10 protein-coding genes, 1 tRNA gene and 2 pseudogenes are annotated in these 12,426 nt (G+C 59.1%); 3 read left to right on the forward strand and 10 right to left on the reverse strand.

Annotated elements, in window-relative coordinates; all coding sequences use genetic code 11:
* Positions 1-337, reverse strand: a pseudogene (gene obgE, locus EN884_RS08480) (GTPase ObgE); the annotation flags it as partial.
* A gap of 134 nt (positions 338-471) precedes the next feature.
* On the opposite strand from obgE, the gene EN884_RS08485 reads away from it, so the two are divergent.
* Positions 472-1,341 (forward strand): endonuclease/exonuclease/phosphatase family protein, encoded by an 870-nt coding sequence (locus EN884_RS08485; RefSeq protein ID WP_013529066.1) that lies wholly within the window; start codon positions 472-474, stop codon positions 1,339-1,341.
* A gap of 7 nt (positions 1,342-1,348) precedes the next feature.
* On the opposite strand, the gene EN884_RS08490 is transcribed toward EN884_RS08485, so the two are convergent.
* The 4 genes from EN884_RS08490 to EN884_RS08505 all read right to left on the reverse strand — a co-directional run bounded on the left by EN884_RS08490 (position 1,349) and on the right by EN884_RS08505 (position 3,656).
* Complete coding sequence (locus tag EN884_RS08490; protein ID WP_027163447.1) at positions 1,349-1,879, reverse strand: GNAT family protein; 531 nt, start codon at positions 1,877-1,879, stop codon at positions 1,349-1,351.
* 21 nt (positions 1,880-1,900) lie between these two features.
* The gene (locus EN884_RS08495) at positions 1,901-2,488 is read right to left on the reverse strand and encodes a GNAT family protein (protein ID WP_024502874.1); all 588 of its coding nucleotides are present in this window, start codon (positions 2,486-2,488) and stop codon (positions 1,901-1,903) included.
* A 120-nt stretch (positions 2,489-2,608) separates the two neighbouring features.
* On the reverse strand, positions 2,609-2,878 hold the full coding sequence (gene rpmA, locus EN884_RS08500; protein ID WP_013529063.1) for a 50S ribosomal protein L27: 270 nt from the start codon (positions 2,876-2,878) through the stop codon (positions 2,609-2,611).
* 97 nt (positions 2,879-2,975) lie between these two features.
* Positions 2,976-3,656: a 50S ribosomal protein L21 gene (locus EN884_RS08505; protein ID WP_013529062.1), complete on the reverse strand. Its 681-nt coding sequence runs from the start codon at positions 3,654-3,656 to the stop codon at positions 2,976-2,978.
* A 404-nt stretch (positions 3,657-4,060) separates the two neighbouring features.
* Between EN884_RS08505 and EN884_RS08510 the strand changes: the two genes are divergently transcribed.
* Positions 4,061-4,150: transfer RNA gene (locus EN884_RS08510), tRNA-Ser, on the forward strand.
* Positions 4,151-4,264: 114 nt separating this feature from the next.
* On the forward strand, positions 4,265-5,587 hold the full coding sequence (locus tag EN884_RS08515) for an integrase (protein ID WP_063169217.1): 1,323 nt from the start codon (positions 4,265-4,267) through the stop codon (positions 5,585-5,587).
* Positions 5,588-7,040: 1,453 nt separating this feature from the next.
* Here the strand turns inward: EN884_RS08515 and EN884_RS08520 are convergent.
* The 5 genes and pseudogenes from EN884_RS08520 to EN884_RS08540 all read right to left on the reverse strand — a co-directional run.
* Positions 7,041-8,942, reverse strand: coding sequence for an EAL domain-containing protein (locus tag EN884_RS08520; RefSeq protein WP_082826564.1), 1,902 nt, complete (start codon positions 8,940-8,942; stop codon positions 7,041-7,043).
* A 175-nt stretch (positions 8,943-9,117) separates the two neighbouring features.
* The gene (ubiM, locus tag EN884_RS08525) at positions 9,118-10,299 is read right to left on the reverse strand and encodes a 5-demethoxyubiquinol-8 5-hydroxylase UbiM (RefSeq protein WP_024502870.1); all 1,182 of its coding nucleotides are present in this window, start codon (positions 10,297-10,299) and stop codon (positions 9,118-9,120) included.
* A 280-nt stretch (positions 10,300-10,579) separates the two neighbouring features.
* Positions 10,580-11,197 (reverse strand): hypothetical protein, encoded by a 618-nt coding sequence (locus EN884_RS08530; protein WP_063169219.1) that lies wholly within the window; start codon positions 11,195-11,197, stop codon positions 10,580-10,582.
* Positions 11,198-11,925: 728 nt separating this feature from the next.
* A complete protein-coding gene (gene ccoS / locus EN884_RS08535) occupies positions 11,926-12,081 on the reverse strand; it encodes a cbb3-type cytochrome oxidase assembly protein CcoS (protein ID WP_081714250.1) in 156 nt (51 codons plus the stop codon).
* A gap of 5 nt (positions 12,082-12,086) precedes the next feature.
* Positions 12,087-12,426, reverse strand: a pseudogene (locus tag EN884_RS08540) (nitrogen fixation protein FixI); the annotation flags it as partial.

A 12,426-nucleotide genomic window follows, 5' to 3' on the forward strand; every position in this document is an offset into this window, starting at 1 on the left:
GTCCGACCACGGTCAGGTCGCAGATCAGCGTCTCGTTGTCTTCTTCGAACACCTGCGTTCCGGCCGGCACTTTCAGCGTGACGTCGGCGCCCTTGGCGCCGGTCATGTTGCGGCCCATGCCGTGGACGCCGGTCTTGGCCTTGAAATGCTGCTGATACCGGTAGTCGATCAGCGTGTTCAGCCCGTCGACCGCCTCCAGCCAGACATCGCCGCCGCGGCCGCCGTCGCCGCCATCCGGCCCGCCGAACTCGATGAATTTTTCACGCCGGAACGACACCGAACCGGCGCCGCCGTCACCGGAGCGGATGTATACCTTGGCTTGATCGAGAAATTTCATGAGATTGTACAGTTTCTACTAGTGGCTTTGCGGCATTGCTCTAAACCTTGGCCCTTGCTCTAAACCAAGGCGCGGCGAAGGGCGAGGCCGTTTTGTGACAATGGCCATGTGGGGTTGGCCGGAGAGACGTCGGAATGAAGCTTGTAACCTACAACATCCAGTACGGCATCGGCCTCGACGGGCAGTACGATGTCGGGCGCATCGCCGATGCCGTGCGCGGCGCCGACGTGATCGCTTTGCAGGAGGTGACCCGCAACAATCCTCGGAATGGCGGCCGCGACATGGTCGCCGAGATCGGCGAGGCGCTGCCCGACTATTTCGCCGTCTATGGCAGCAATTTCGAGGCCAATATCGGTTCGCACATCGACAACGGCCGTGCCGTCACGAAAACCTTCCAGCTCGGCAACATGGTGCTGTCTAGGACGCCCATTCATCTGTCGCGCAACCTGCTTTTGCCGCGCAGCCGCAGCTTCGAGATGATGAACTTCCAGCGCGGCGCGCTGGAAGCGCTGATCGAGACGCCGCTTGGTTTCATCCGCTTCTATTCCATCCATCTCGATCACCGCAGCCCCCTCGAACGCGCCAGCCAGATCCAGTTCCTGCGCCAACGCATGCTGAACTATGCGCTCGAAGGCGGAGCACTGTCCGGCGTCGCCGAGATCGGCCTGCCGGAACTGCCGCATCCCGAAGCCTTTGTCGGCATGGGCGATTTCAACATGCTGGCCGGCTCACCCGAATATGTCGAACTCGCCGGCCGGCCGGACCATGAATTCGGCATGCCGCTGACCGCCGACTTCGCCGTCGATGCCGCCTTGCGGCTGAACGCCACCGGCGACGATCTCATCAGTTGGGTCGATCCCAAGCAACCCACCGATCCCAGCCGGCACAAGCGCATCGATTATATCTTTACCAGCGCTTCGCTTGCCAGATCCCTGCAGCGTCTGTGGGTCGACCGAAAGGCAGTCGGCTCGGACCATCTGCCGGTGTGGGTCGAACTGGGCTGATGGCCATTCATCTGGCGGCGTTTTCGCGTTCGACGATCGCCATCATGATCGTATCGCGGTATTCCCCGTCGACATGGACGGCATCGCGCTGCACGCCCTCCCTGACAAACCCGACCTTGTCGTAGAGAGAGATGGCGCGAGCATTGTCGGAATGCACGGAGAGTTCGATGCGGACGAAACCGGCCCTGCGCGCTTGCGCCAAGGTTGCATTGATGAGCCGCAGTCCAAGCCCTCGCCCCCGATAGGGAGGAACAATCCCCATCCCGAGGGAGCCGCGATGGGCATGGATGAGCCGATCATGGCGTGAGATGTCGCACCAGCCGACGACCTCGCCACGAACAACGGCCACGAACCCCGGATCGCCTCTCCCGATACGATCCATTGCGAAACTTCTGACTTGATCCAGCGGTGGCGCCTCAAGGAAGGACAAGTACTTTCGCTCACGCGCTACGACATCGAGCGCGCGATGAAAGCTTTCGATATCCCCAGGCGTCATCGGCGCGATCGCGGCCGTTTCAATATCGCTGCTGTCGACCATTGGTTTGACCGTCGTCATCCATCAGAAATGCACCCAGTTCCGCAGGCTGGTCCAGGTCTTGCGATCGAGCCGGTAGCGCTCGACGGGAACCTGGCCGGCGACGATCGAGTTCAGCATGCCCTGGCCGGCATACTGGAACCCGCACTTGTGGATGACGCGGCGCGAGGCCGGATTGATGACCCGCGTCGAGGCATGCAGGACCTGGATCGACGTCCTCTGGAAGGCGAGATCGACCAGCGCGTGCGCTGCTTCCGTCGCATAGCCCTTCTTCCAGTGCGGCTCGCCGATCCAGTAACCGAGCTCCAGCCCGCGATCGGTGGTGTTGAGGCCGGCGCAACCGACGAAGGTGTCGGTGCCGGCCAGCGTCAGGGCATAAGCAATGCCGGCCCGGCGCGATTTGGTCATGGCCAGGAAAGCGCGCGCCTCGGCCTCGCCATAGGGGTGCGGCATGCGTGCCAGCATTTCGGCGACATGGCGGTTGTCGGCAAGCTCGACCAGCTGCGCGATATCGCCCTCGTGGGGCGCCCGCATCACCAGCCGCTCGGTGACCAGCACCGGGCAGTCTATCGCGTAACTTTCGTCTTCTGAGTCTTCCGCTTCGGCAACCATTTGAAAGTCCTCCAGGCACAAGAAAAAGGGGAGATGGAAACCCATCTCCCCTGATCCTTTTCCTGGCTTTGCCAGACACCGGTTCCCGAGATGGGCGCCGGTGTTCTAGTGCGGAACCGGCTACTCCGCGGCTTTGGCAATCGGGTTGACCGATACGTAGGTTCGGCCGTTGGCTTTTTTGTTGAACGTCACGGCGCCGGTCTCGAGCGCAAAAAGCGTATGGTCCGTGCCCATGCCGACATTGACGCCGGGATGCCACGTGGTGCCGCGTTGACGAATGATGATGTTGCCCGGGATGACGGCTTCGCCGCCGAACTTCTTCACGCCCAGACGCTTGGAATGCGAGTCGCGACCGTTGCGCGACGAGCCGCCAGCTTTCTTGTGTGCCATCTAACTAACTCCGTTGCGCCGCAAGGCGCCTAAAAGGCCTTATGAACGCGTTCGCGTTCCGTTTCAAGTCCGATCCGGCGACCTGGTCGCCAGAAAATTACTTCGCCGCCAATTCCTTGGCCTGCTCGCGCCAGTCCTTGATCTGGTCGGCGCTGAAGGGCATGTGCTCGTCGATCTTGGCGACATCCTTGTCGGTCAGCTTGGCGAGCTGCGCGAAGGTGATGATGCCCTGCTCGTTGAGATCCTTGGCTGCGACCGGGCCGATGCCCTTGATCACGGTCAGATCGTCCGGCTCACCCTTGGGCGCCTTGAACAGCGGCGCTGCCGCGGTCTCGGCTGCCTTTGTCTCGGCTGCCTTGGCCTTGGGCTCCTTCTTCGGCGCGGCTTCCGCCTGCACCTCGGTGGCGGCCTCGGCCTTCACCTTCTTCGGCGCCTTGACCGCTGCCGTCTTCGTCGGCTTGGCGCCACCCAGCAGGATCTCGGAGATCCGCACGGTGGTCAAAAGCTGGCGATGGCCGATCTTGCGGCGCGAATTCTGCCGGCGGCGCTTCTTGAAGGCGATGACGGTGCGGTTCTTGCCCTGCTCGACGACTTCGGCGGTGACCACCGCGCCGTCGACGAACGGCGCGCCGAACGTGACATTCTCGCCTTCGCCATGTGCGAGGACGTGGCCGATCTCGACCATATCGCCGACAGCGGCTTCGAGTTTTTCGATCTTCAGGAGATCGTTGGCGGCAACGCGATACTGCTTGCCACCCGTTTTAATGACTGCGAACATTTTTTGCCTTTCGCTGTTCGGTCGGCCTTGATGAGCCGCCTCTGGCGGTTCAGCCGTCTTTTTGTCAGTCTGCGGGTTCAAAAAACAAGCGGCGCGGAAGAACCCTCCACGCCGATTGCGCGCTGTCCCTAACCGAAGGTTGAGTGCGAGTCAAGGCAAACAGCTGTTGTCGGGACTGTTGTTGGCGGCCGAAGGATCGAGCGTGTCAGCACGACTGCACGACGTGACCGTCGTCGAGGCAAGCACGCGTGACTGGTTACCAACCTACCCAGGCCTCGCCGCCGCTGAACCGTCGCGAATCCGCTGCTTGCCCGGCAAGCCAAATAACTGACGGATTGGCCTTGTAACCTGCCCGTTCAGCCGTTATCTAGTGCGCCGCGCCGGCAACGGCCGACCATGACCGCGGAGAGGTGGCAGAGTGGTCGAATGCACCGCACTCGAAATGCGGCATGGGTGCAAGCCCATCGGGGGTTCGAATCCCTCCCTCTCCGCCATTTAGCTTCCATAAAAATCCTTTCCTTTCAAAAGCTTCCTTGTTGCGCTTGACCAGCACGAAGCGAAACATATCTTAGACTGTGTAACAAACTGTGTAACATTAGAGAAAGATAATGCGACGTTCCGCAGCGCCAAAGCCGCATAAACGTGAAGGCATCTGGTATCTCGTCCGCAGGGTGCCGAAGGAATTCGCGGCGTTTGATCGCCGCTGCCTAGTACGCATTTCCACGGGCGTCGCCGTGGCTGACGATCCCCGCGGTGTACGGGCGCGAGATGCAGTGCAAAGCCTCGGCGCGGGGCTGGAGGCGTATTGGCGTAGACTGCGGGAAGGCCAATCCGCCGAGGCGGGGCTGCGTTTCGAAGCCGCGAGGAAGCGCGCGCGGTCATTTGGATTGGCCTATCGCACTAACGAGGAACTAGCAGCGGGGCCGCTCGACGAACTCATGGCCCGTATCAAGCTGCTCCTCGACAAAAAATCGATCGAGGACGCGCAGGACGTCTCGGCCGTCATGGGTGGGGAGAAGCGGCCAGCGGTCCGCCTGAGCGGTCTTATCAAGGAATTCGAGACGATCGAGCAACAGAACTTGCTGACCATGTCGCCCAACCAAATCAAGAAATGGCGTAACCCCAAAAAGCGCGCAGTTGCCAATCTGGTTGGAGTCATTGGCGACAAGGAGATCGCAAGCCTCACTCGGGACGACGCAATCGCGTTCCGCGAGTGGTGGCAAAAGCGGATCGTTGAGGATGGACTTGATATCGGTACGGCCAACAAGGACATCGGCCATGTTTCGAAAATGCTGCGCGTCGTCGATCTGACTCACCAGCTCAAGCTGGAGCCGGTTTTTCGAAACCTGCGTCTTTCCGGCGCCGTCCCCGGGCAACGCGCTGCGTTCACAGCGGAGTTCATTCAGGAGAAGATACTCGCTGAAGGCGCGCTCGACGGACTCAATGACGAAGCCCGCCATCTAATCTATGTGATTGCCGATACCGGACTCAGGCTTTCTGAAGCGGCAAACCTCACCACCGAAACAATCCACCTCGATCGAGAAATCCCGCATGTGCGGGTGCGCCCCAATGGCCGTCGCTTGAAGACCGGTCATTCAGCCCGTGACATTCCCTTGGTTGGCGGCGCACTTGCAGCCATCAAGCTCCATCCGGACGGCTTTCCTCGTTATCGCGACAAGGCCGCGTCACTTTCAGCGCTCGTCAACAAGGTGCTCGCCAGCAAGGAACTTCTGCCGACTTCCGAGCATAGTCTTTATAGCCTGCGACACACTTTCGAGGACCGGCTGACGGCAGTTGAGGCGCCGGAGAAGGTAATTGCTTCTCTGATGGGCCACAAATGGATCCGGCCCAAATACGGCGCGGGACCTTCGTTAGCGCAAAAGCGCGAGTGGCTCCAAAAAATCGCTTTTACCCCGCCCGGGCGAATGTGATTGCGGCGCCATCCAGGCCTTGAGAACCAACCTCACGGCTCCAGCTGTCCGAGCCATTTAGGTTGAGCGTGGCCAGCACGCGCTGCGCTCGCTCGCGATTTCCGAGCTTCCGCCGCATTTGTTCGACCTCGTATTCCAGCCTTTCGAAGGTCGGTATATAGGCATCTCCATGCCGGATGACCAAGTAGGCGGCAACAGCTAGACACCATTCTAGCTCCGTGGCCGATGGATCGGAAAAAGGGGCGACGCCATACCAAGACGAGCAACGCCTCTCGAGGGCTTCCGAACTAGGCAAACGGCCAGCATGTGGCATGGGAAAGAAACCTATGCCTGATCGACGAACCTAAAGTGCTCACGAAGCTTGACCGGTACGCGGGCCATCGGAGGGTTCTGCCTAAAACCGCCAAAAATTTTGAAACACCCATTCATCCGGCTCGAATTCAAAGGGATCGGCGATTTTTGGGTTATGGCTTGCAAGCATAGTTCAGCCCAGACAAGAACGCCTGATATCTTGTCGTGCACTGTCACCCTGCCAAATATGGTGCCGGCGACAACGGCAGTTTGGCGAGCAGAAGAATTCCCGAGACTGAGACGTTCTACGGCTTGGCCCATGTTCGCGCTCCTCCTCGATTGGAGACAGGATGGGCCATATGGAAGCGAATAAAAGGAGGTTGGTGACGAGTCTCGGTAGTGGAGTAGAAACGGGTGGAAAAGCTTGCGCTATTCGCCATCGGCGCCGCTAAGCGCATTTGAGAGAAGGGGCAGCGATCGCCAAGAGATGACGTCCGATCGCAAGCCGGCTAGAAATGCGACAGTGACGCGCCTTTTTTGGCACGACCTTAGCACCCGATCGGGCCTCAGCTGGTCGTCGTTGCGCAGCCGATCGGGTGCGATTTTTATAAAGCTCTCTTGGCTTTAGCTTTGAGAGCCCGTCATCGAGACAAATGCAAGGGAACGGTCCGCCCCCTGGGGACATTCGACATGCCGTGGCAGCTTCCTATGGTGAGCCAGCGCATTCCGATACACGTTTTCCGCGCTCTACCGTTGCTCCAGCACCTGTGCTGAGGCTGAGCGCTTGATCAGGACCCGACCGCTGCTGTTGCGGGATGGTGACTGGGTTGAGGTCGCGAAGACCTTGACCGCGGGTACGTTGTTCATCCCGATGAGCGCTGAGCCGAGAAGCAGCCAAGAACGCTTCCCGTAATCGAATCCTACGGGAACCGCGAAACCAGCGTCCAAAGGACGCAATTCTCCGACGTCGTTCACTCAAGCTCATCTCGCAACTTGAACGCTTGTATGAAGCCGCTGCATGTGCGCCGGTGGACCGGATTGCTGCTATCCAAACCACGTGCTCAGTTTCGCCCCCGTAATAACTCTACCGTCCGAAACGGCTTTCGCGCGTCAGGTCCACCCCACATGAAAGTTCCGCGAGCAGCACGGACGGAGAGGCCGGTCACAACTCCTTCGCGTGCTCTTTTACTACCGAATCAAGTGCCAAATGGAGAGGCACTGCCTTAGAGAACAGGAAGCCCTGCGCGGTTCTGCAGCCAAGCTTGTACAGAGTTTGCCGATCTGCCTCTGTTTCAACGCCCTCGGCCATGACCTCGATCCCGAGCGTCCTACCAAGATCAATCACCGCTTTGACAAGCAGCCGATTCTCCCGGGACTTGGCTAAGCCGCGAACGAAGCCCTGATCTATTTTCACCTTCCTGATCCGACTGTCCTTGAGCGATGCCAACGTCGAAAAACCGGTGCCGAAGTCATCGAGCGCGATAGAAATGCCAGCATGTGAAAGCCGGGCGAGCTTTTCATCCACTCTGTCCGGATCCACTGGGGCTTCTTCGGTAATCTCGATGTCGAACATCGTTGCAGGGAGGTCTTTTGCCGCCAGACCATTAAGAATCATCTCGTCAATATCGCCAGCTTCCAACTCGCACGGTGAAACATTCATCGCCACACGAACATCACGACGGTCAGCTTTGACCAAGCCCTCGATAAGAGCGCAACAGTCGGCGAATACCGTTTGAGTTAGCAGCTGAAGCATTCCAGTTTCGCGTGCCGCTGTCATGATCTCGGGCGGAGAAATGGGACCGTGAAGCGGGTGAGACCATCTTAGCAAGGCTTCAAAACTGACGACGGCTTCAGTTTCGAGTCTTACGATTGGCTGAAACCAAGCGACCAAGCTTCTCATCGTTATCGCCGAATGAAGATCGCGTTCGATTGACTGGCGGCGTTGCAACTCCCGGGCTAGCTCGGCATCGAACAGACAAAATTCATTCCTGCCGCGGCGCTTAGCTGTGTAAAGGGCGATGTCGGCCCGCAACAACATTTCCGTTAGTCCGGGGTTTTCAGCCAAGTAGATTCCTATAGACGCTCCAATGCGGACTGATGCGATCCCAGGATAGGGGCGAGCAAGCTTGGCTATGAGATTGGACGCGAGATTGGTGGGAGAAGGAGAATTCTTTCGCGAAGAAAAAACCAGCACGAATTCATCCCCACCGATGCGGGCGAGCGTTGAGCCCTCCGGTGCTTCTTCCTCTATTCGGCGGGCGATCCTGGCAAGCAGCTCGTCACCCGTTCTGTGACCGTAGGTATCGTTGACAGATTTGAACCCGTCCAGATCAATCAGCATGGCCACAAAGGGTCCATCGGTGTTCTCAAACTGATCGATTGCATGTTCGAGGCCCCGCCTGTTGAGGAGCGCGGTAAGATGGTCCTCCCTGGAATTGCGCTCCATTTCCGCGGCAAGCCGCTCGGCTTGATGTCTCAGGCGGCTCGCGTCACGGAAGCGCGCTTGTCCAACGAACGAGGATCGAACCAGGCCGCCCTCGAAAAGCAGGACGGCAAAAGCCAGAATGTAGTTTTCCGGGGCTCCCTTCGTCAGCAAACATGCGGCGGCAATGAGGAGTGGCGGTGTGATGAAGCATATCGCTGCCGCAGCATATGAGCTGCCGTACGTGACCGCGCCAGCTGAAATGCCCGCCAGAATTATTAGATGCAGCGATGCTTGAGACGTCGTGTATCCAGCCGTTAGGACGGCAAGGAATGACCAGGTGAATCCCGCCAGAAGAGCAAGCCTGCCAAACCAGCGAAGCCGCAGCCAAACCCGTGTCAGATCATCCTGGACTCCGGGTTCCTTCAGCTGATGACGGGCGAGTGCAAGGCGGGCGGCATTTATCGCATTAACGACCGAAAACCAGGCCGCGCCAGCAAGACCGTTCCCGGAAAGGGCCTGCACGGTCAAAATCAGCCCGGACAGCACAATGCTTATCGGCATTGAGACGAAAAGGCCTGCCCTCAGATCAGCGAGCTGGTCCTGAAGGATTCTCGCCTCCAGCGGATCTTCTTTTTCCAAGGCTGGACGGGTCAGCTTGCTTACTCCTGCTTGTCCGCAGCCTATGCAGCCCCCCTGAAGGACGGGTTAATTCTTCAATCGGAGATCAGCGTCGGGGAGCAGGATTACTCCGGTGCATCATGCACTCTCTCATCGCTCGCCCAGCACGCGCAAAAATGCGACTGCTGGTGCAGTATCACCGCTGGAGCTCCGCCGAAATCCCATGCCGGACAAGGGGAACATGTTGGGCAAAGCGAAGCCCCAGATGCCTTGCAAGCCGTGCCGCCAGGTGGTCTCTGGAGTAGAGTCCAACCAATATGTTCGTTGCATGGTAGAGCGGCGCCGCCGACAGGCGCAGCCGCCTTTCGTATATATGCAGCATGTCGGGGTCGCCAACATTGCGGCCGTCGCGGCACGCAGTCATGATTCCACGGGCGAGTTGCTTCTGGCTGCTGAGACCGATGTTGAATCCGTGAGCGGTCACCGGGTGCATGCCGATGGCAGCGTCGCCGATGAGTGCGGCGCTCGGCGCCCGGAATTTGTGCGCCCAGGTCGTGACCAGCGGATAGGTGTGGCGCTTGCTTGCCAAGGTCATTTTTCCAAGGCGCCCTCGACACCGTTTCGTCAACTCCGACAGGAACAAATCATCATCGAAGGCAAGCAGTCTATAGGCCTCGTTTGAGCGCAATGTGAGCAGCAGCGACGACATGCCCTCCGCGAGGGGCAATATCGCTATCGTCTGATGGTGATCGAACCATTCGATGGCGATCTGGTGGTGGGCGCGCTCGTGCCTCACTCGGCAAATCAGCATCGAGTGGCCAAGCCGGTTGATATCGGCGCCGATGCCTAGCAGATCACGCGTGGCGGACAAACGCGAATCCGCGGCAACAACCAGCCGAGCAGTTAAACGCGCGCCATTAGAGAGCGTTACGACTGCTCCTTCTTGGCTGTTTGTTGCATCGACGACCGAGTGGCCGCACAACAGCCGGGCGCGATCCTGCAAGCGGACGATTTTGAACAGCGCCTCGCGGATCCGGCAATTTGGAACCAAAACCCCCAGCGGTTCTCCAGAGTTGCTGGGAGGATCGAAACGAAGAGCGAATGCGCTCGAGCCGTTGAGCACGCGCGCGCCTTGAAGTGCTGATTTGTCCGAAGCCGGGATGACATCCCAGGCGCCGAGCTCGCGAAGGGTTCTGATCGAAGCGTTGGTCAGCGCGATTTCGCGACCATCGAAAGCCGGATTCGCCAGACTATCGAATGTGTTCTGTTCAACAACTGCCACCTTGAGTTCGCTTTGGGCAAGCGACGCAGCGAACGAAAGGCCGACCGGGCCGGCTCCAACGACAACGATGTCAAAATTATCGTCAGAGCCCATCAGCGTGCCGCCATCCGGTCGCCTATCCTCGTGTAACGGTGGAACTGAGCCGAGTGACATGAGCTCCGTGCCCGCCGCATTGCCTAAAGGCGCTGGGCCGGGAGATTCGCATCGATCGGCAACGAAGCACTCAAAGCGCTCAGAGGTGGATGCGGCTAACCGATCCCGCCCTTTCGCCGCGCAGCCGCGCAGATCGCCGCCAGCAAGCGAGACACTCGCGACGCTGGTCAGCGACGGCCGCGCCGCATCGATCGCCACATTCCACCTGGAACCCTTGCGCATACTACTCACGCTCCACGACGTCGAAGCGGGCTCTCTTGCGAGGGTGAGGGTATCGAACGTAGCGCTCTCTCTCGTCATCCCAGCCAAGGTAGCGGAAACTTTTATCCACGACCGCGCATATCTCATCAAGAACCTGCTGCATGGCTTCGATGTCGATGTCCTTGCAATTCAGTCGCCGATAGAGCAAAGCCCACGCGGCGACATAGTCGTCGAAATAGCGCGCGTCACTCGAACCAATGATCAACTTCGGACGGTTGATCGATTTCGAAAACGCACGTCCCAACCCCGATGATGCTCCGCAGCACGTTGACATCACGAGGATCTTCGGCGCTGGATGCGAGCCCTGGAACATTTTTACGAAGTCAGCCCAAAGAAGGCCACTTCGCCCACTGGACGAAGCGATCCCGTCACCATTGCCGTGCCCGGCGATGTGAAGCACGTCGCACTCCGCCTCCATCGCTCGTACTACAGCCTCACCAAATTTCGTTCGGTTCAACGCCATTTGGAGCTCCGCGCGGATGTTGACAGCCTTTAACAAGTGCTGCACGATCGGTCCCTCTTGCCTGTCGGCGAAGTAGTCATTTGCATTGTGGCAGTCGATGATGTGTACGGTGTTCATGGTACTCCAGCCGCTTGTTCGTTCATCGTCGTGACGAGCGGACACCACGCGCGCGGAACCGCGTGACGTGCGCTGGGTTCCGGTACCGTCGCATAGCCTCAAGGCGCGGGCCGGGAATCGGGATGGATCGGCAACGACGCACACAACCCATCAAAGGCGAAAGCTGTTGATCGGCCCCCTGTCCGCGCAAGCCACGCGGATGGTCAGCCAGCAAGCGAGATACACACGACGCCGGTCAGCTAATGGCTGCGCCGTAAGCACAAGGCATGGCCGACCACACGACAGAAAACCCAGAACCGTGAAGGTGCTGATAATGACGACCAATCTTTCCGTAAGTCATGCATTTCTCCGTCGAAGACTGGTCAATAGACCACGCCGATGAGTATGACCCTGATCTGGATCAGCCAGACATGACCAATCGGCACTGGCGGTTCACGGTCAGGTGATCGACCGTGACGTTCCACTTTGGAACCCGTGCGCACATTGCCAAGCTCTCGTCCGGCCACGCGAGGTACTCTCGTGGCATCACACGCCTCATACTGGGTGCAATGGGAGGCAGTCCTTCGCACGACAGAGGCTTTTCACAAATGTAGTGTGCAGCTTAGGTCAAGATGGTCATGGAGCATGGAGCATGGAGCATGGAGCATGGAGCATGGACAGCTTGTTCCCGACCGAGCCGGCTCGACTGACGAGCGCGATCCGCGCATCTTATGCACAGCGGATTGAAATCAGCGTTCCGGTTTGTCGTCCCGATCAATTAGTATCCGCTCGGCGGCTCCGTCGAGATCTTCGTATTGACCGCTTCGCAATGCCCAGACGAAGCCGGACACACCCAGTGCACCCAGAAAAAGGGCCACTGGTATGAGATAGAGCAACGTCGTCACGAGGATTATGCCGAATAGCTGACTGCGGAGCGTCCGACTTTTTGAATAACTTGCAGCGTCGCATTCGCCCCGAAGCCGTGCAAGCGCAATGCGTTTCCAATAACAAGCACCGATGAGGCAGACATGGCAATCGCCGCTAACAAAGGCGTGGCGTGGCCCAGGATGGCGATCGGCACGGCGACGGCATTGTAGACGATCGCAATCGCGATGTTCTGGCGGATCAGGTGTCCCGCCTTGCGCGAGACGTCCAGCGCGAGAGGCACTGCCAGAAGGCTTTCGCGCAGGAATACGAAGTCGGCGGCATTGCGGCCAATGTCGGCGGCGGTGGCCGGAGCGATCGAGACA

Source organism: Mesorhizobium sp. M7A.F.Ca.AU.001.01.1.1, assembly GCF_004022735.1.
Lineage (GTDB): Bacteria > Pseudomonadota > Alphaproteobacteria > Rhizobiales > Rhizobiaceae > Mesorhizobium > Mesorhizobium ciceri.